17 protein-coding genes are annotated in these 18,248 nt (G+C 66.8%); 7 read left to right on the top strand and 10 right to left on the bottom strand.

What is annotated here, in order from left to right; translation table 11 throughout:
• Positions 1–59: 59 nt before the first annotated feature.
• Positions 60–2,366 (bottom strand): AsmA family protein, encoded by a 2,307-nt coding sequence (locus U4Z31_RS29390; protein ID WP_321812164.1) that lies wholly within the window; start codon positions 2,364–2,366, stop codon positions 60–62.
• Positions 2,367–2,518: 152 nt separating this feature from the next.
• Between U4Z31_RS29390 and U4Z31_RS29385 the strand changes: the two genes are divergently transcribed.
• Entirely contained in the window at positions 2,519–3,220 is a 702-nt protein-coding gene (locus U4Z31_RS29385) for an ATP-binding cassette domain-containing protein (RefSeq protein WP_321799797.1), read from the top strand.
• Positions 3,217–4,020 (top strand): ABC transporter permease, encoded by an 804-nt coding sequence (locus U4Z31_RS29380; protein ID WP_321812163.1) that lies wholly within the window; start codon positions 3,217–3,219, stop codon positions 4,018–4,020. The genes U4Z31_RS29385 and U4Z31_RS29380 overlap by 4 nt, the downstream gene beginning before the upstream one ends.
• 42 nt (positions 4,021–4,062) lie before the next feature.
• On the opposite strand, the gene U4Z31_RS29375 is transcribed toward U4Z31_RS29380, so the two are convergent.
• From U4Z31_RS29375 to U4Z31_RS29365, 3 genes are all read right to left on the bottom strand, one after another.
• Positions 4,063–4,536 carry a PliI family lysozyme inhibitor of I-type lysozyme gene (locus U4Z31_RS29375; RefSeq protein ID WP_257775914.1) on the bottom strand — a complete coding sequence of 158 codons (474 nt, stop codon included), beginning with the start codon at positions 4,534–4,536 and terminating at the stop codon, positions 4,063–4,065.
• Positions 4,537–4,788: 252 nt separating this feature from the next.
• A complete protein-coding gene (locus U4Z31_RS29370; protein WP_124485415.1) occupies positions 4,789–5,340 on the bottom strand; it encodes a DUF6013 family protein in 552 nt (183 codons plus the stop codon).
• Positions 5,341–5,601: 261 nt separating this feature from the next.
• Positions 5,602–6,618, bottom strand: coding sequence for a zinc-binding alcohol dehydrogenase family protein (locus tag U4Z31_RS29365; RefSeq protein ID WP_044848907.1), 1,017 nt, complete (start codon positions 6,616–6,618; stop codon positions 5,602–5,604).
• Positions 6,619–6,741: 123 nt separating this feature from the next.
• Between U4Z31_RS29365 and U4Z31_RS29360 the strand changes: the two genes are divergently transcribed.
• Complete coding sequence (locus tag U4Z31_RS29360) at positions 6,742–7,689, top strand: LysR family transcriptional regulator (protein WP_321812162.1); 948 nt, start codon at positions 6,742–6,744, stop codon at positions 7,687–7,689.
• Between the two features lie 215 nt (positions 7,690–7,904).
• Positions 7,905–8,750, top strand: a complete 846-nt coding sequence (gene serB, locus U4Z31_RS29355; RefSeq protein WP_044848905.1) for a phosphoserine phosphatase SerB — start codon at positions 7,905–7,907, stop codon at positions 8,748–8,750.
• 88 nt (positions 8,751–8,838) lie between these two features.
• Here serB and U4Z31_RS29350 read toward each other — a convergent pair whose 3' ends face one another.
• From U4Z31_RS29350 to rimO, 4 genes are all read right to left on the bottom strand, one after another.
• Entirely contained in the window at positions 8,839–10,020 is a 1,182-nt protein-coding gene (locus U4Z31_RS29350; protein ID WP_321812161.1) for a cystathionine beta-lyase, read from the bottom strand.
• Between the two features lie 117 nt (positions 10,021–10,137).
• A complete protein-coding gene (locus U4Z31_RS29345; RefSeq protein ID WP_321812160.1) occupies positions 10,138–10,680 on the bottom strand; it encodes a hypothetical protein in 543 nt (180 codons plus the stop codon).
• A 205-nt stretch (positions 10,681–10,885) separates the two neighbouring features.
• Positions 10,886–11,812 (bottom strand): sugar kinase, encoded by a 927-nt coding sequence (locus U4Z31_RS29340; protein WP_257775908.1) that lies wholly within the window; start codon positions 11,810–11,812, stop codon positions 10,886–10,888.
• Between the two features lie 3 nt (positions 11,813–11,815).
• Complete coding sequence (rimO, locus tag U4Z31_RS29335; protein ID WP_044848901.1) at positions 11,816–13,177, bottom strand: 30S ribosomal protein S12 methylthiotransferase RimO; 1,362 nt, start codon at positions 13,175–13,177, stop codon at positions 11,816–11,818.
• 709 nt (positions 13,178–13,886) lie between these two features.
• Between rimO and U4Z31_RS29330 the strand changes: the two genes are divergently transcribed.
• The 3 genes from U4Z31_RS29330 to U4Z31_RS29320 all read left to right on the top strand — a co-directional run bounded on the left by U4Z31_RS29330 (position 13,887) and on the right by U4Z31_RS29320 (position 16,275).
• Positions 13,887–14,384, top strand: a complete 498-nt coding sequence (locus U4Z31_RS29330; protein ID WP_044848900.1) for a carboxymuconolactone decarboxylase family protein — start codon at positions 13,887–13,889, stop codon at positions 14,382–14,384.
• 33 nt (positions 14,385–14,417) lie between these two features.
• Entirely contained in the window at positions 14,418–15,212 is a 795-nt protein-coding gene (locus U4Z31_RS29325; protein WP_321812159.1) for an SDR family oxidoreductase, read from the top strand.
• Between the two features lie 808 nt (positions 15,213–16,020).
• The gene (locus U4Z31_RS29320) at positions 16,021–16,275 is read left to right on the top strand and encodes a hypothetical protein (RefSeq protein WP_044848895.1); all 255 of its coding nucleotides are present in this window, start codon (positions 16,021–16,023) and stop codon (positions 16,273–16,275) included.
• A gap of 353 nt (positions 16,276–16,628) precedes the next feature.
• Here U4Z31_RS29320 and phaR read toward each other — a convergent pair whose 3' ends face one another.
• Positions 16,629–17,195, bottom strand: coding sequence for a polyhydroxyalkanoate synthesis repressor PhaR (phaR, locus tag U4Z31_RS29315; protein WP_006478701.1), 567 nt, complete (start codon positions 17,193–17,195; stop codon positions 16,629–16,631).
• A gap of 119 nt (positions 17,196–17,314) precedes the next feature.
• Positions 17,315–18,055, bottom strand: coding sequence for a 3-ketoacyl-ACP reductase (locus U4Z31_RS29310; RefSeq protein ID WP_044848894.1), 741 nt, complete (start codon positions 18,053–18,055; stop codon positions 17,315–17,317).
• Positions 18,056–18,248: the final 193 nt, after the last annotated feature.

The following is an 18,248-nucleotide window of genomic DNA, read 5'->3' as shown; positions in this document are numbered from 1 at the left end:
TGTTCCGGCCCCGCCAGCCGGGCCGCCGCGCGCGGCGCCGGCGCCTCCCTTCAGGGCCCCTACTTGCCTTCCTTCGCCGCGCGCTTCTGCGCCGCCTTCTCCTTCATTTGCCCGAACAGCTCCGCGCACGGCACGTCGCGGTTGTTGCTCGGCGCGATCAGCGGAACCAGCGCCGCGAACGGGTTGATCAGGCCGAGCCCGACCATCGCGCCGGCGCGCAGCGCGAGCGCGCCCGCGTCGACGCCGACCTTCGGGTTCTTGAACGTGCCCTTCGCATACAGCGGCGAGCGCAGCGAGAAGACCCGGAAACCCTTTGTGTGCGGGTGGATCTTGAGGTCGATCGATTCGTCGCGCAGGTTGACCGGGCCGTCGACGTTGATCAGCGCATCGTCCGTATCGAGCGCGAACACCTTCGGGTCGAGCATCCCGTCGGTCGCGACGAAGTCGATCGCCGCGCAGTTGATGTTCACGTCGCGGGTGCCGAACAGCTTCTCGTAGACGACGTTCGCGACGTTCAGCCCCGCCGCCTCCATCAGCAGCAGGCTGATGCGGCCATCCGTGATGAGCGCCTTCACTTCGCCGGTCGAGGTACCCGCGAGCGCGGCCGGCGAGTTGCCGGTCGCCGACAGCGACGCGTCGCCGTTGATCTCGCCGAGCGCGGTCTGCATCACCTTCTGCGTCGGGAACAGCTGCTTGAGCCTCAGGTGACGCGCGGACAGCGTGAAGCGGCCCTTGAGCGGCGTGCGGCTGCCGTCCAGATGCGCGGTCGTCGCGAGCGTGCCGCCCGCGACGCCGAACTTCAGCGGCTCGAGCGTCAGCACGCCGTCCTGCAGCAGAACGTGCGTGTACAGGTCGGTAATCGGCAGTTGCGGGCTCTTGATCAGCTTGCGGCCGGTGAACTTCACGTCCGCGTCGATCGCGCTCCAGCGCTCGGTGCGGAACCTCGAAACCGGCAGCACGCGGTCCGGCGGCTGGCGCGTCGTGTCGCCGCGCTTGGCCTTGCTCGCGGCCGTGTCGGCGCCGATCACCGGCGCGAGGTCGGAGAACTGCAGCAGTTTCGACTCGAGCTCGCCCGACAGCTTCGGCCGCGGCTCGCGCTGCGTCCAGGTGAGCGTGCCGCGCAGATCGCTGCCGCCCACGCGGCCGTTGAAGTCCTCGTAGCGGAACGTGCTGGCGCCCTGCTTGATGTTGCCGATCAGCCGCCCTTCGGTCGCATACGGCGGCGTGTCGGGCAGCGTGATGCCGGTAATCTGGTAGAGGTGCGACATCGACGTGCCCTGCAGCCATAACCGCAGGTCGAGCGCCGCGAGATGCATCGGGTCGGTCAGCGTGCCGACGATCGCGAGCCGCGTGTCGCCGGCCTTCACGTCGGCCTGCAGCGGGAACGGCTGCGTCGACTTCTCGATCGCCAGCACGCCGCCCACCTTGCCGGTGCCGCTGATCGGCACGTTCTTGTAGCGGCCGTCGACCTTGAGCCCGAACGCATAGGTCGGGCCGGACGGCTTCGCGGGCGCGGCGGCCGCCGACGCACCGGTTGCACCTGACGCACCGCTCGCGCCGGATGCCGGCGCGGCCGTCGATGCAGAGGAAACCGAAGTAGCCGGAGCGGCGCCGGACACTCCCGACGCCGCAACGGCAGACGCCCCGCTCGCCGCCTGCGGCGCCGACGCACCCGATGCGGCTTCTGCATTCGCCTTCGCGCTCAATTGCGCGGCGCCGTGCTTGCCGACGCGCTGGGCCGATGCCGCACGCGACCTCTGTTCCTGTTCCTTCAGCACGTCGCCGAGCGGAATCGGCTGGCCGAGCGTATCGATCGCGACCGTGAGATCGGCCTTCGTGATCGCATCGCGATACGTGACGATGCCCTTCGCGAACCCGAAACTGTCGAGCCGCACCTTCCACGGCGACGGCTGCGCGGATTGCTTGAACTGGAAGGTCCACGTATTGCGGCCGTCGGCGAGCCGCTCGAGGTCGACTGCGGGATTGACGACATCGATCGACGGAATGACGATTTCGTGCGCGAGGAGCGGCAGGATGGCGAGATCGAAATGCGCGGCATCGACCGTGACGAACCTGGGCCCCTTCGCCCAGTCCGGATTGCCGATCTCGAGTTGCGTGGCCGAGAAGCTCGGCCAGGGTACCCATGCGCGCCAGCCGGTCTCGCCGTCGGGGCGACGCCAGCCGACCTTGAGATCGCCGTTGATCGCAAACGAACGGCCAAGCGCGGTACTCACATGTTCGTTGACCCACGGTTTCGCGCGGTTCCAGTCGAACGTGACGATAAAAATGCCGGCGGCCGCGATGATCAGTGCGACGATGCAGACGATCCATGCAGCCGATTTGCCGATGGCTCGGGCTAGCGTCATGGCGATTCCGTTGTTGTTATGCAGAGTGTGCACGCCATGTCGGGCCACGTGCGTGAATGAACGAAGCACGACACTGGCGGCTTTTCAATCTGTATTATGACGCACGCTCCGACGACGCCTCGGCGCCATTAACGCTTTTTTTCATTTTCGACATGACAGCCCCGACCGGTCTCATCGATGCGCAGCACATCACGCGCCGCGACGCCAGCAGCGGCAAGACTTTGCTGGCGCCGACCGACTTCAGCCTCGCCGCGGGATCGCGAATTGCTATCACCGGACCATCGGGTTCCGGCAAGAGCGTGCTGCTGCGCGCGCTCGCGCTGCTCGATCCACTCGACGGCGGTCAGATCCTGTGGCGCGGCAAGCGGATCAGGCGCAATGCAATTCCGCGCTACCGGCGCAGCGTCGCCTACGTGCGCCAGCGACCCGCGCAGATGGACGGCACCGTCGAGGCGCAATTGCGCTATCCGTACTCGCTCGCGATCTATCGCGACGCGACGTTCGACCGTGCGCGCGCCGAAGCGCTCGCGGCCCGCGCCGGTCGCGGCGCCGATTTTCTCGACAAGCGCGCGAGCGAACTGTCGGGCGGCGAAGCGCAGATCGCCGCGCTGCTGCGCGTGCTGCAACTCGACCCCGACGTGCTGCTGCTCGACGAGCCGACGTCCGCGCTCGACCCCGACTCCACGCGCGCGATCGAAGCGCTCGTCGGCGCCTGGTTCGACGCGGCGGCCGATGCGCGCGCCTATATGTGGATCTCGCACGATCCGGCGCAGGCCGCACGGATCAGCACGATGCGGCTCGTGATGCAGGCCGGCGTGCTGCACGCCGCGAGCACGACGGAGGCGGCACGATGAGCCCGGCACTGCAGGATCTGAGTCTCGTCGACGTCGGCATCGCCGCCGCGCTCGTCGCGGTCAACGGCGCGATCTCCGCGGCGCTGTCGCTCGGCCTCGGGCGCAAGCTCGCGCTCGCCGCCGTGCGCACCATCGTGCAGCTGCTCGCGATCGGCTACGTGCTCGGCTGGGTGTTCGGCCATCCGCACTGGACCGTCGTGCTGCCGCTGACCGCGTTGATGACGCTGATCGCGGGCTTCGCGGGCGCCGGCCGCGGCAAGCGCACGTATCGCGGACAGCGCGTCGACAGCATCGCGTCCATCTGGTTCAGCAGTTGGGTCGTCGCGGCGATCGGGCTGTTCGCCGTGATCCGCATTCATCCGTGGTACACGCCGCAGTATGCGATCCCGATCCTCGGGATGATCCTCGGCAATACGCTCACGGGCGTGTCGCTCGGCGTCGAACGGATGATGGAGGAACTGACGGCACGGCGCGACCGCGTCGAGACCGCGCTCGCGCTCGGCGCGACGCGCTGGGAAGCCGCGCAGGACGCCGCGCGCCAGGCCGTGCGCGCGGGCATGCTGCCGACGCTCAACCAGATGGCCGTCGTCGGCGTCGTGAGCCTGCCGGGGATGATGACCGGCCAGGTGCTGGCCGGCCAGTCGCCGCTGCAGGCCGTGCGCTACCAGATCGTGATCATGTTCCTGATCGCCGCGGCGTCCGCGCTCGGCACGGTCGGCGCGGTGCTGATGACGTATCGCCGGCTGTTCTCCGCCGATCACCGCTTTCTCGCATCGCGGCTCGAGGAACGCGCGCATTGACGCGCGGCGCCACGCCCCACGCGGCGTTTGCGCGGCGTGCGGTCAGCGGGCGCTACGGCGTCTGCCGAGGGCCTGGCGCAACGCGGCCGTGACATCGGCATCGGGCGTCAGCCCGTCGACCGACGCGACGAGCCGCACCGCGCGCGGTGTCGTCACATAGGCCTGCGCGCCGACATAACCGCCGCTGCCGGCCGAGCGCGTCGTGACGACGAGCGCCTGCGGCGCACGCGCACCGAGGTCGGCCGTGAAGGCGTCGGCGACGGTGCCGTCACGCGCATGCAGCACACCGGTTACGTAGTCGTCCGTATCGAAGCCGGGCGCGGCATGCGCGGTCGAATACACGCGCACCGCATAGCTGCCGGTCGAGCACGGCTCGAGTGCGCCGCTCGACACGACGGCGACCTGCTGTCGCGACGGCAGCTCGACTTTCTTCGCGAAGCTGCAATCGTCGGCCGCCTGCGCATGGGTGGCGACGAACGCAGCGGCCGATAGCAGCGCGCGCATGCAATGTTTCATCGGGATGTCGTTCGGGAAAGAGGGAGAAGCCCACGAGGATAGCGCGACATCCGCATCACGTCACGCGCGCCGCGGGGCGAATGGCTGCGCTGTCGGTGCGCGCCGGACACGACGCACATCAAACCTCAAACAACGGAAATACGCGAAGCCGCGCGCCACGAAACCGTCACGCGCGGCACTGCCCGGATCACCGGATACGCATCGCGGTTGGTTGCGCACGCACCGAACGCCTTGCCGGCCCGCGCGCACCGCTCAGCGCTTGATCGACACCGTCACTTTCGTGCCGTCGCTCATCGAGACGGACTTCGAGCCGCCATTGGTCGAAATCGACACCCACTTGACCTGGCTCACCGACACGACATCCGGGCACTGCAGCGACTTGCCGCCCGCGCTCACGTTGCGCGTGCCTTTCGGCGCGGCGGCCTGGAAGCTCATCTGCACGTTCGCGATCCCCTTCGCGTCGACCGACGGCGCGAGCCGCACCTGGGTCTGGCGCACCATCGCGCCGTTCGCGTCGCGCGGCAGGTTGTCGGCGTTCGGGCAACCGTCCGGCATCGCGACCGCGCCGCCCGGCGGCACCGACTTCCAGTTGAAGTCGTCCGTTTCGCCCGAGCGGATCTTGCGGGTCTCCTGCGTATTGCCGAAGGTCTTCGAATCGACCTTGACGGTGTATTCGAGCTGCCCTGTCCCGCCACCCTTCAGGCTGCCCTTGACCGGCGGCGCCGCGAATACGCTCGCGCTGACGCACGCCGCCGCGAACACGGCAGACCACGATGCGGCGACTGACAAGCTGCGTTGGCTCATGCTGACCTCCTTGTAATGCGGCGGCACGCGCGTGCCGCGCGGTTTTCGATGCATGATGCGTTGCCAGTCTACCGCCAAGCGGCATGCAATGCGCCGCAAACGCATCGGGTGTTACCCCGCTTGCGTTCGCGACGCGGCATCCCGTACGCGCGACGCCGGCGCTCGGGAACACGCCGGGCAGACCCAGGTTTTCCGCCCCGAAGGAAGTCCCCTTGGGGGATGCCCATCGGCGCCTGGCGCGAAGCGACGCGTCTGCGGCACTCAGAAGCCGCTCAGCACCAGCTTGCCGATCGCGCGCCCGGCTTCGAGCAGCTGATGCGCGCGCCGCACGTTGGCGGCGTTGATCGTGCCGAGCTGTTCGCCGAGCGTCGTGCGCAGCGTGCCGCCGTCGACGAGCCGCGCCACCTCGCTCAGGATCTTGTGCTGCTCGATCATGTCCGGCGTCTCGAACATCGCACGCGTGAACATGAATTCCCAGTGAAACGCGGCGCTCTTCGCCTTCAGTTGCTCGACCGGAATCGGCTTCTCGTTCTCGACGATCGTGCAAATGCCGCCCTGCGGGCGAATTACTTCCGCCGCGGCAGGGAAATGACGGTCCGTGTCGTTGAAGATCAGCACGTAGTCGACGCTCGCGTGGCCGATTTCACGCAGTTGCGCGGGCAGGTCGCCGAAATGATCGACCACGTCGTCCGCGCCGAGCGAGCGCACCCATTCGGCCGACGCCGGCCGCGACGCGGTCGCGATCACGCGCAGCCCGGCGAGCGTCTTCGCGAGCTGGATCGCGATCGAACCCACCCCGCCCGCGCCGCCGATGATCAGCACCGACTTGCCCGCGTCGGCGCCCTGCGGCGACACGCGCAGCCGGTCGAACAGCGCCTCCCAGGCGGTCAGCGCGGTGAGCGGCAACGCGGCCGATGCCGCGAAATCGAGCGAGCGCGGCTTGAGCGCGGCGATCCGCTCGTCGACCGCGTGGAATTCGCTGTTCGCGCCGGGCCGCGTGATGCTGCCCGCGTAGAACACCTCGTCGCCCGGCCGGAACAGCGTGACCTCGGCACCGACCGCGACGACCGTGCCGGCCGCATCCCAGCCGAGCACGCGCGGCGTCTCCTCGACCTGCGGTTTCGGCGCGCGCACCTTGGTGTCGACCGGGTTCACGGAGATCGCCTCGACCTTCACGAGCAGGTCGCGCGGGCCCGGCACCGGTTGCGGCAGTTCCACGTCGACGAGCGCCTGCGGGTCGTCGATCGGCAGGTAACGGGTCAGTCCAACGGCTTTCATCACGAAACTCCTTCAGGGAAATCGGGCGGGCCGCGGCGCAGCCCCATGCATGCCATCGTAGGCGCCCCGATCCTTCGAGAAAACCGCTATATTTCCTGAAACATTTTCAGGAATTTCAGAATAATGACGTCCGATCCGATTCCCGCCCCCGACAAGCCGCTCGACCTGCTCGACGTCGGCCTGTTCGTGCGCGCCGCGCTGCTCGCGAACGTGAGCGCGGCCGGGCGCGAGTTCGGCGTATCGGCCGCGGTCGCGAGCGCGCGCATCGCGCAGCTGGAGCGCCAGCTCGGCGCGCGGTTGCTGCATCGCACCACGCGGCGCATCAGCCTGACGCAGGACGGCGAAGTCTTCATGGCCCGCGCCGAGGCGCTGTTGTCGGCCGCCGACGCCGCGCGCGCCTCGGTCGGCCACGGCCGCAGCGAGCCATACGGGCGGCTGAAGGTGTCGATGTCGTCGTCGTTCGGCCGCCAGCATGTCGCGCCCGTGATTCCCGCGTTCCTGCGCCGCTACCCGTCCGTGTCGCTCGACCTGCGGCTGTCCGACGAGATCGTCGACCTCGTCGACGACGGCTACGACGTCGCGATCCGCCTCGGCGCGCTGAAGGATTCGACGCTGGTCGCGCGCAGGCTCGCCACGAACCGGCGCGTGCTGTGCTGCTCGCCCGCGTATCTCGCCGAACACGGCACACCGCGCCATCCGGCCGACCTCGCGCAGCACGAATGCGTGATCCTCGGCGACCAGCGCGACTGGTCGTTCGTCACGCCGCAAGGCCCGCTCACCGTGCGGGTCGGCGGCCGGCTCGTCGCGAGCAATGGCGAGGCGATCCGCGAAGCGCTCGTCGACGGCTTCGGCATCGCGATCAAGTCGACCTGGGACGTCGGCCCGCTGCTCGCGAGCGGCGCACTCGTCACCGTGCTCGACGACTACCCGTTCGCGAACGACGTCGCGATCTGGGCCGTCTATCCGAGCCGCGCGCACGTGCCGCTGAAGACGCTCGCGTTCATCGCGTTCCTGGCCGAACACTTCGGCGATCCGCCTTACTGGGATCGCGACCGGCAATCGCCCGAATGACTCGAATAGCCCGCACCGTCCGCCGAATCGCCGTGCGTGCGGCACCCGGCACGGCGCCCGCGCCGGTTCCCGGCAGCGATCCGGTCGCGATCGGATACCAACCGGCTACAATGGCGCGTTCGCGACGCAACGGCCCGACGCCGGACGGGGCCCGCGTTCGCAGGCGGCCGCATGCCGGCCGCGCACGCGTTTCATTCGCTTCCAAACATTCCGTCATGACCCACAACCTCGTCATCCAGAGTCTCGCGCCGTTGTCGGACGCGCATCACAAACCGCTGCTCGCGCTGTCGCGCGGCACCCGCATCGTGCAGACCGACGATCACGCGCTGCGCATCGAAAACGCCAACCCCGCGCAGCGTCTCGACATCGACGCGTACTGCGGCACGCATGCGCTCGACTTCGGCTTCGTCGAAGCCGGCCGCGCGCTGAGCGATTTCGGGCTCGTCGTGATGGACATGGACTCGACGCTGATCACGATCGAATGCATCGACGAGATCGCCGATTTCTGCGGGCTGAAGACGCAGGTCGCCGAGATCACCGAGGCGGCGATGCGCGGCGAGATCCGCGATTTCAACGAAAGCCTCACGCGCCGCGTCGCGCTGCTCGCGGGGCTCGACGCGCAGGCGCTCGAGCGCGTGTACGAGGAACGGCTGCAGCTGTCGCCCGGCGCGGAGACGATGCTCGCCGGCGTGAAGGCCGCGGGCCTGAAGACGCTGCTCGTGTCGGGCGGCTTCACGTTCTTCACCGAGCGCCTGAAGGCGCGCCTCGGCCTCGACTTCGCGCACGCGAACACGCTCGAGATCGTCGACGGCAAGCTGACCGGCAAGGTGCTCGGCGAGATCGTCAACGCCGACGTCAAGGCGCGCCTGCTGCGCGACACCTGCGCATCGCTCGGCATCGAGCCGAGCCGCGCGATCGCGATGGGCGACGGCTCGAACGACCTGAAGATGATGGCCGAAGCCGGGCTGTCGGTCGCGTTCCACGCGAAGCCCGTCGTGCGCGATGCGGCCACCGTCGCATTCGACCACGTCGGCCTCGACGGGCTGCTGCGGCTGTTCTGATTTCCGATCCGCGCAAGCCGCCCATGAAAAACGCCCGCGCGATGTTGCATCGCGCGGGCGTTTTGTTGTTCCGCTCGGGGTTCGGTGCTCAGCCGAGCGTGGACTGCATCGCGCGCTCGATATCCGCGCGCAGGTCGGCTTCGTCTTCGAGACCGACGTAGAAGCGTACCAGCGTGCCGCGATGCGGCCAGTCCGGGCGCATCGACGCCACGTCGTAAGGCATCGCGAGGCTGCACGCGCCGCCCCAGCTCCAGCCGATCGCGAACAGCTCGAGCGCCTCGACGAAACGATCGATCTTCTCGGCACTGTAGCGCTCGTCGAACACCACCGAGAACAGCCCGCCCGCGCCGGTGAAGTCGCGCACGAACGATGCGTGCCCCGGACAGTCCGGCAGTTGCGGATGCAGCACGGCCGCGATCTCCGGGCGCGCCTTCAGCCATTGCGCGAGCGCGAGCGCGCTCTTGCTGTGCGCATCGAAGCGCACCTGCATGCTCGGCAGGCTGCGCAGCACGAGCGAGCAGTCGTCGACCGACACGCCGATCCCGCAGCGCATCCGGGCGAGCTTCAGTTGCGCCTGCAGCGCCGCGCTCGCGGTGATCGTCGCGCCCATCAGCACGTCGCTGCCGCCCGATTGATACTTGGTCAGCGCCTGCACCGAGATGTCGACGCCATGCTCGAACGGCTTGAACGCGAGCCCGGCCGAATACGTGTTGTCGATCGCGGTGACGATGCCGCGCGCCTGCGCGACCGCGGTGATCGCACGCACGTCGGGCACTTCCATCGTCACCGAGCCCGGCGCCTCGATCCAGATCAGCCGCGTGTTCGGCTGGATCAGGTCGGCGATGCCGGCGCCGACGAGCGGATCGTAGAAGCGCGCGGTGATGCCGAAATCCTTCGCGAGCCAGGTGCCGAGATCGGCGTTCGGCCCGTAGACGTTGTGCGGGATCAACACGTCGTCGCCCGCCTTCACGATCCCGAAATAGACGTTCATGATCGCCGCGAGACCCGACGGCTGCAGCAGCGCATGCGAGCCGCCTTCGATCTCGGCGAGCCGCTGCGCGAGCGCGAGCGACGTCGGGGTCGCATGCAGCCCGTAGCGCCACTGGTTGTCGTCGTGCCAGACCAGCGCGCGCATCGTCGCGAGATCGGGGAACACGACCGTCGATGCACGCTCGACCGGCGGCACGAACGAACGGAAGCCGTCCGGGATGTTGTCGTCGGGTTGAACGATGCGGGTCTGGAGTGCACGCTTCGGAGTGGATGCAGTCATGGCAGGAGGCCCGGAGAAAGGCCGTTCGGTTGCGGAATGAATAGGTGGCTAGGTTAGCCAAAATCAGCGCGGTTGGCCCGGTACAATGCGCGCCGCATGCGCCGAGCCAGCGCGCGCTCAGTCGTCGGTGCGCAGATTGACCACGTTCCCGACCGTCTCGATTTCCTGCACGCGGCCGTCGCGTACCTGCAGCGCCGCGCGCTTGCCCGGCGCCAGGCGCAGCACGACGGGTTGCGGATCCGATTCGTCCGAGTTCATCCGGTCGGCCTTCAGCTCGCCCGTCGCGTCGAAGCGGCCGATCCACACGCCCGTGATGTTCGTGCCGTCGTTCGATTCCTCGATCTCGAGCGTGTCGCCGTCGCGATCGCCGGCGAGCAGCACCACCTCGCCCGTGTCCGCGAACTGGTATTCGCCGTGCACGCCTTCCTCGTCCGTCTTCGGGCCGAGATGCACGACGATCGGCCGATCGCCGAGCGTGCCTTCGTAACGCGGCAGGCGGGCGAATTCCGGATTCGGCCGCAGCGGCCGGGCGGGTGCCGCTTCATCCTGCTGCGCGCCCGACGCGGCAGCCTGTGCCGCGACCACGCCCGACATCGTGAGGCCCGCCGCCAGCGCGCCGGCAATCACCAGCGCCCGTTGCCATTGCGAATATCGACCCACCTTGTGTTGCTCCTTGCTTCAGATTCGCTCGAAAATCGCGGCGACATGCTGCGCGTCGCCGCTGCACATCGATCGCCACGCGCACGTGGCGACCGCCGATGCGCAGGCGCCGAGCGCGGTACGCACACCGCTCGCCAGCCGTTCACGTCGCCCGTCATCCGGGCGTCGAGTGAACACGTCGCGTAGCCGGCGTGCGTGTTCCGCGTCAGCCCTGCATCAGGCGTTCCACCGCGTCGCGGCGCGGAATCGGCGCGACCGCGCCGTAGCCGGTCGTCGACAGTGCCGCCGCCGCGTTCGCATAACGCGCGGCCGCGAATGGATCGTCGCCTGCGACGATCCGCGCAACGAACGCACCGCCGAAGCAGTCGCCCGCGCCCGTCGCGTCGACGGCCTCGACCGCGAAGCCCGGCACCACGCGCCGTTCGTTCGGCGTCGCGACATACGCGCCTTCCTTGCCGAGTTTCAGCGCGACGACCCGCGGCCCGTGCTCGAGCATCGCATCGACGATCGCGTCGCGGTCGTTCGCACCGGTGAGCGCCGTGACGTCGTCCCAGCTCGGCAGGCAGATGTCCGTCTGGCGCAGCGCTTCGCGCATCACCGCGCGGGCGCGCGGCAGCGGCCACAGCTTCAGGCGCAGGTTCGTGTCGAAGCTGACCTGCGCGCCGTTGCTGCGCGCGTGGTCGATCGCCGCGAACGCGGCGTCGCACGCGGCCGTGCCGATCGCGAGGCTGATGCCCGACAGGTGCACGGCCCGCGCCGCGGCCAGCGCATCGAGCGGCAGATCGGCCACCGCGTAGCGGCTCGCCGCGGAACCCGCGCGCAGATAGTCGAACTGGTGGCCGTCAGCACCGTGCGTGACGAAATACACGCCGGTCGGCGCCGTGCGGTCGATCCGTACGTACGTCGTATCGACGTGCTCCGCCGCCCACATCTCGGTCAGCAGGCGGCCGAACGGATCGTCGCCGATCGCCGACACGAAGCCCGTCGACGCGCCCTGGCGCGCCGCGGCGATGCAGAAGTTCGACGTGTCGCCGCCGAAGCCTTGCAGGAACTCCGGCCGGCCCGGCTGCGACTGGTTGAATTCGATCATCGCCTCGCCGAGCGCGAGGATCTGCGGCAGTGCGGCGGTCATCGCTTAAACCTCGCCCCACAGGTCGTGGCCGTCCGCGCCCGTGATCTTCACCGACACGAAATCGCCGACCTTGTAGCGCTTCGACGCCTTGGTCGCCGGCTCGACGTAGACGACGCCGTCGATCTCCGGCGCATCGGCCGCCGTGCGGCCGATGCCGCCTTCCTCGCCGACTTCGTCGATCAGCACCTTGAGGGTCTTGCCGACCTTGCGCTGGATGCGCCGCGCCGACACTTCCTCGGCCACTTCCATGAAGCGCGCGCGGCGCTCTTCGCGCACCTCGTCCGGCAGCGCGCCGTCGAGTTCGTTCGCGGTCGCGCCTTCGACCGGCGAATACGCAAAGCAGCCGACGCGATCGAGCTCCGCCTCGCGGATGAAGTCGAGCAGCGTTTCGAACTGTTCTTCCGTCTCGCCGGGGAAGCCGGCGATGAACGTGCTGCGGATCGTCAGGTCCGGGCAGATCTCGCGCCACTTCTGCACGCGCTCGAGCACCTTCTCGGCGTTCGCCGGGCGCTTCATGCGCTTCAGCACGTCCGGATGCGCGTGCTGGAACGGCACGTCGAGATACGGCAGCACGTGGCCCTTGAACGGGCCTTCGGCCATCAGCGGAATGACTTCGTCGACGCTCGGATACGGATACACGTAGTGCAGGCGCACCCATGCGCCGTACTGCGCGGCGAGTTCGCCGAGCGCGGCGACGAGGTCGGTCATGCGCGTCTTGATCGGCTTGCCATTCCAGAAGCCGGTGCGGTACTTCACGTCGACGCCGTATGCGCTCGTGTCCTGCGAGATCACGAGCAGCTCCTTCACGCCGGACTTGAAGAGGTTCTCGGCTTCCAGCATCACTTCGGCGACCGGGCGCGACACGAGGTCGCCGCGCATCGACGGGATGATGCAGAACGTGCAACGGTGGTTGCAGCCTTCGGAAATCTTCAGGTATGCGTAGTGACGCGGCGTGAGCTTGATGCCGGCCGCCGGCACCAGGTCGGTGAACGGGTCGTGCGGCTTCGGCAGGTGCGAATGCACGGCCTGCATCACTTCGCCCACCGCGTGCGGGCCGGTGACGGCGAGCACCTTCGGGTGGACTTCCTCGATCAGGTTCGAGCCGCTCGCGCTCGACTTCGCGCCGAGGCAGCCGGTGACGATCACCTTGCCGTTCTCGGTCAGCGCTTCGCCGATCGCGTCGAGGCTCTCCTGCACGGCTTCGTCGATGAAGCCGCAGGTGTTCACGACGACGAGGTCGGCGCCGTCGTAGGTGCCGGAGATTTCATAACCTTCGGCACGCAGCTGCGTGATGATTTGTTCGGAGTCGACGAGGGCTTTCGGGCACCCGAGCGATACGAAGCCTACTTTGGGGGATTGGGACATCTGGAATGTGGGGGCGTGGCGGCAAAAGTGTGAGTTTACAGCTATTTATGGGTCAGCGAGGCAAAAACGGCGGTTGGTGGCGGTGCAGGCGCCGGCTCGAATGAGCTGGCCGGCGGGCGGCCGCCCCCGATGTCGCGCTTGATGCGTCCCTTTCAGTTTGGGGCGGATGGGCGCTGGGCTCCGTCCCGGTACCAGCGCCAAGGGCCTCGCGGGGTGTTCCTTCGCGTAGCCCGGGATTGCCACATGCCGAACAGGTCCGCGCTACGCGCGGAGGGTCGGATCCATCGAGCCGAGCCGAGCTGGGCTCAACCCGGCACGGCCTGCGTCGTTACCGGCGCCGAGGCAGCTCCCCCAGCTCGTCACCGACGGCATCACCGTCGCGTCGACAGCACCAATCTTGGGGGCTCCTTGCGGATGGAAAGTCGGCGCCGATCGGCCGCACATCCACTTTCGACCGCTTCGAATTGGGGAATCGCTGCCTGACCGAAATCGAATGGCTTCGCGTCTTCGTGCAACTCGGACGCGATCGACAAACAATCTACCTGAGCCAGGCCGCCAGTACCGCGACCATGGAACCGTGGCTTCCGTTTCCGCCGTCTGCGAACACTCCAGCGCGATATCTCCGAAGTAGTCCATTTGAGTGAAGCTTTGCGATCGTCATTGAGGCAGCCTGTCCGCATTGACCTGACCTCGCCGGACGGAGTCTGAAATGCCGCGTATCGACGTCGTTGACGATCCCCAGAGCTGGATGGAACTACAACCTGAACTGGCCGCCGGCCTGAACGCCCTCAGCCACGCAGTGTATGGAAAGAGCCGGTTACCGATGCGAGTACGCGAAGCGGCACGCATGAGGATCGCGGAGGCCAACGAGTGTCAGTTGTGCCGCAACACGCGCGACGCCCAAGGACAAGCCAATGGTGTCGACGACGCGCTGTATGAACACGTCGTCGAATGGCGAACCTGGCCCGGATACAGCGAGCGCGAGCGATTGGCCATCGAGTTTGCCGAGCGCTTTGCGCTCGATCACCTTGCACTGAGCGCGGATGATGATTTTTGGATGCGTCTGCGCGTGGCATTCGAAGATGCCGAGATCGTCGATCTCGGCATTTGCTGTGCACTGTGGGTCGGTGCTGGCAGAGCCATGCGCGTGCTGGATGTCGGCCAGTCATGTTCGCTGGAGTTGCAGACCTCCACCGCACGTTCCTGAGTAAAGATGGACACACATCGAAGGAGTAAGCAGATGGGTACGATTGCAGTGACGGGAACCGCTTCCGGCATCGGAGCGGCAACGCAGGCGCGCCTGGCGAGTGAAGGGCATCGAGTCATCAGCGTCGACCGTCACGAGGCCGATGTTGTCTGCGACTTGGGCTCCGAGCCGGGTCGGCAGTTCGCGATTGAACGCATCAACGCGCTTTCAGACGGTCGCCTGGATGGCCTCGTGACCTGTGCCGGGGTCGGCGGCTTCCCGCATCGTCGTGGCGCGGAAGTCGCCGCAATCAATTACTTCGGCACGGCCGTTCTGCTGTCCGGACTGAGGCCGGCTCTCGCCGCATCAGAAAATGCATCCGTCGTCGTCATCAGTTCCAACTCGTCTACGGCCCAACCTGGGTGGCCCGAAGCACTGGCCGCCGCGTGTCTGTCCGGGGATGAAACGCTCGCCTGCACGATGGCCGACACGTTCGGACCAGTATTGACCTATCCCGCGACAAAGGCCGCGATTGCCCGACTTGTCAGGCGTTTGGCGCCAGGGAAGGACTGGATCGGAAGCGGAATACGATTAAACGCGATTGCACCGGGATTGATCGAGACGGCGCTCGCGGCTGAAGGTCGTACCGATCCCGACATCGCACGTCAGCTCGACGCCTTTCCGATTCCCGTTGGCCGCCCGGGAACACCTGAAGAAGTCGCCTCGCTCATCGCGTTCTTGCTCGGAACGGAGTCCCGATTCATGTGCGGCTCGGTGATCTGGCTCGACGGTGGTACGGATGCCCTGCTCCGGCCGGACGACTGGCCAGTGCCGATGCAGTTGGCGTGAGCGAGGCTGGCGGATGTGGGCAACGCAATCAAATACGTCCTGAAAACGGTAGGTTGTTAAGGATGACATATTGTTTTAGCGTCGATTGGCATAACAGCGCCAGATGCTGAAGTGCTATTCCGTTCGGCGCGTAACCAGCTATCGAGCCTGCGCGCCGACATCGATCTGGATGAGTTCATACACCCGTACGGCGTTCGTGCTCAAGCAAACGGTGTGAAAGTCCCGAGGAGCATGGACTTCCTCTTTGCGGATGCAACTCATGATGCTCACGCATAAATCCCGGCGCTCATTTCTCAATGGAACACCGTCGGGGCGCTTGAAAGCGACGCCAAGCTGCGTTTCTCAGCCAAACTTCAGTCAAGTCGTAGCGGTTTGATCGGGAAGCGTTCGATCGTGATGGTCGAGGCCACTCGCGAAATCGGCGATACCAAGACGACCGAGCGGCGTTACTACTTGTCGTAGCCTGCCTCCCGATGCAGAGTGCATTGGCGTATCGAGAACAGCATCCAATGGGTGCTGGACATGGCCTTCGGCACGATTGCAGAGAAATAACCGCCGCCTCGCTTCGTTCCGCGCCGCGCCCGGCTTCGCCCGAGCCGCTGCCATCGCACTGCCACGCATCTCCAACGGGAGACTCACTGCAGCGCTCATGAGAAATCCTCGACGAGTGCGCATTCCGGTGAGCCGCTGCCCGGCGGGTCAGCACGATCCGCAACCGCCGGCGCACGACAATCGCCCCGGACGCGACCCGCCATTATGCGAGAATCGGAACCTCCAACCGCTTCACTCCACGCACGACGGGGTTCGCATGACCACCCACATCACGATCGAATTCACCGAGCACGCCGCCGAAACCATCGGCGAGCAGACCAGCACCAGCTTTTCCTATGACCAGGGCGCCCACGTGCCGCAGCCTGGCGATTTCGTCGAGATCGAGAACTCGCAGCAAACGTTCCTCGTGATCGGCCGCGTGTTTTCGCTGAAGGCGAACTACTGCGCGGTGAAGCTCGTGCTCGACCTGCCGCCGGCGGACGATCAACAGGATTTCGATCGCGCGCTTTGAGCGAAGCCGGCGCGCCATGCCGGCATTGAGGCGGCGCGTCGTCGCGCCGTCCGACACAACGGCGGCCGCCCGCGCCCGCGCACGCACGCGCGCCATCAGGCGCGACATGCTCCGCTTGTATTTCGCTGCTTGCCTGGAATTCGATCGACCGGACGACAGTCATGCCCGCCCCCACCCAGGGGCACGGGCATTCGGTGCCGACGATCAGGGACGACCGTCGGCGACATCTCGCGGCAGCGAGCCGCCAATCATCGTCGTGCCCGGGCACGCGACCGGCCGCATCGCACCCGCCGCACGTCGCGGCACCGACGCCCGACGGCTCGCGCCGCCGCGGCCGGCCTGCCGCGACATCGTTACTTCTTCTCCGGCTCCGGCGTGCCCGGTTGCTTGAACGGGAACGTGCTGAACATCGACTTCGCCTGATTCTGCATCTGCTCCTGCATCTGCACGAACATGTTCTTCGACTGCTCGATGTAGCTCGTCATCATCCCTTGCATCATCGGCGCCTGCATGTTCATGAACTGCGACCAGACTTCCGGATTCATCGCGTTGCCTTCGTACAAGTTCTTCGATTGATCCGCGAGCTTGTTCTGGATGTCGATGAACGCCTGGATGTTCTTTTCCAGGTACGTGCCCATCATGCCCTGCATCGCATGACCGTAGAAACGGATGATCTGCGACAACATCGACGACGAGAACATCGGCACGCCGCCGCTCTCTTCCTCGAGGATGATCTGCAGCAGGATGCTGCGCGTCAGGTCTTCGTTCGATTTCGCGTCGACGACCTTGAAGTCCTCCTGTTCCAGCACGAGTTGCTTGACGTCGGTCAGCGTGATGTACGTGCTCGTCTCGGTATCGTAGAGCCGGCGGTTCGGGTACTTCTTGATGAGCCGCTCGGCCGTTTTCTTTGTAGTAGTCATGTAACGCCTTTGGGTGCAGCGTAGCGCAAGTGACAAATCCCCGCCTCCCGGATCCGGGAGGCGGGGGCCTTCGGAAACGCCAGGCTGCACGGCCGGTCCGGCCTGCGCAGCCCGGACGTTCAGCCCATGTGCAGGCCGCCGTTCAGCGAGAAGTCGGCGCCGGTCGAGAAGCCGGAATCGTTCGACGCGAGCCACGCGACGATCGAGCCGATTTCCTCCGGCGCACCGAGACGCCGCACCGGAATCGTCGCGACGATCTTCTCGAGCACGTCCGGACGGATCGCCTTCACCATGTCGGTGCCGATGTAGCCGGGCGACACGGTGTTGACCGTCACGCCCTTCGTCGCGACTTCCTGCGCGAGCGACATCGTGAAACCGTGGATGCCGGCCTTCGCGGTCGAGTAGTTCGTCTGGCCGAATTGCCCCTTCTGGCCGTTCACCGACGAGATGTTGATGATCCGGCCCCAGCCGCGCTCGACCATCCCGTCGATCACCTGCTTCGTCACGTTGAACAGGCTCGTCAGGTTGGTGTCGATCACGGCCGTCCAGTCTTCATGCGTCATCTTGCGGAACACGACGTCGCGCGTGATGCCCGCGTTGTTGACCAGCACGTCGATCTCGCCGACTTCGGCCTTGACCTTGTCGAACGCTGCCTTGGTCGAGTCCCAGTCGCCGACGTTGCCTTCCGACGCGATGAAATCGTAGCCGAGCGCCTTCTGGTCCTCGAGCCACTTCACCCGACGCGGCGAGTTCGGGCCGCAACCCGCGACCACCTTGAAGCCGTCTTTCGACAGACGCTGGCAGATGCTGGTGCCGATGCCGCCCATCCCGCCCGTTACGTACGCAATTCGCTGAGACATAAATCTCACTCCATTTTTTGGTTTCGAGAGCCGCCGGAGGCCCCTCTGACTTCACGTGGCACCGGCCGAAGCCGCAATCGGCCGGCGCCCGGATTGGTTTGGCAGTGACGGACGACCGGTTACGGACGTTCGACCGCGAGCGCGACGCCCATCCCGCCGCCGATGCACAGCGACGCCAGCCCGCGCTTCGCAT

Origin of the sequence: Burkholderia sp. BCC1985, from assembly GCF_905339915.1 — a bacterium.
Classification (GTDB): Bacteria; Pseudomonadota; Gammaproteobacteria; order Burkholderiales; family Burkholderiaceae; genus Burkholderia.
Note: the sequence above shows the minus strand (reverse complement) of the source record. Positions and strands in the feature narration are given on the sequence as shown.

Bases quoted from the DNA above. Each gene is read 5' to 3' on its own strand.
- U4Z31_RS29390 (WP_321812164.1), bottom strand. From the start codon at position 2,366: ATGACGCTAGCCCGAGCCATCGGCAAATCGGCTGCATGGATCGTCTGC.
- U4Z31_RS29385 (WP_321799797.1), top strand. From the start codon at position 2,519: ATGACAGCCCCGACCGGTCTCATCGATGCGCAGCACATCACGCGCCGC.
- U4Z31_RS29380 (WP_321812163.1), top strand. From the start codon at position 3,217: ATGAGCCCGGCACTGCAGGATCTGAGTCTCGTCGACGTCGGCATCGCC.
- U4Z31_RS29375 (WP_257775914.1), bottom strand. From the start codon at position 4,536: ATGAAACATTGCATGCGCGCGCTGCTATCGGCCGCTGCGTTCGTCGCC.
- U4Z31_RS29370 (WP_124485415.1), bottom strand. From the start codon at position 5,340: ATGAGCCAACGCAGCTTGTCAGTCGCCGCATCGTGGTCTGCCGTGTTC.
- U4Z31_RS29365 (WP_044848907.1), bottom strand. From the start codon at position 6,618: ATGAAAGCCGTTGGACTGACCCGTTACCTGCCGATCGACGACCCGCAG.
- U4Z31_RS29360 (WP_321812162.1), top strand. From the start codon at position 6,742: ATGACGTCCGATCCGATTCCCGCCCCCGACAAGCCGCTCGACCTGCTC.
- serB (WP_044848905.1), top strand. From the start codon at position 7,905: ATGACCCACAACCTCGTCATCCAGAGTCTCGCGCCGTTGTCGGACGCG.
- U4Z31_RS29350 (WP_321812161.1), bottom strand. From the start codon at position 10,020: ATGACTGCATCCACTCCGAAGCGTGCACTCCAGACCCGCATCGTTCAA.
- U4Z31_RS29340 (WP_257775908.1), bottom strand. From the start codon at position 11,812: ATGACCGCCGCACTGCCGCAGATCCTCGCGCTCGGCGAGGCGATGATC.
- rimO (WP_044848901.1), bottom strand. From the start codon at position 13,177: ATGTCCCAATCCCCCAAAGTAGGCTTCGTATCGCTCGGGTGCCCGAAA.
- U4Z31_RS29330 (WP_044848900.1), top strand. From the start codon at position 13,887: ATGCCGCGTATCGACGTCGTTGACGATCCCCAGAGCTGGATGGAACTA.
- U4Z31_RS29325 (WP_321812159.1), top strand. From the start codon at position 14,418: ATGGGTACGATTGCAGTGACGGGAACCGCTTCCGGCATCGGAGCGGCA.
- U4Z31_RS29320 (WP_044848895.1), top strand. From the start codon at position 16,021: ATGACCACCCACATCACGATCGAATTCACCGAGCACGCCGCCGAAACC.
- phaR (WP_006478701.1), bottom strand. From the start codon at position 17,195: ATGACTACTACAAAGAAAACGGCCGAGCGGCTCATCAAGAAGTACCCG.
- U4Z31_RS29310 (WP_044848894.1), bottom strand. From the start codon at position 18,055: ATGTCTCAGCGAATTGCGTACGTAACGGGCGGGATGGGCGGCATCGGC.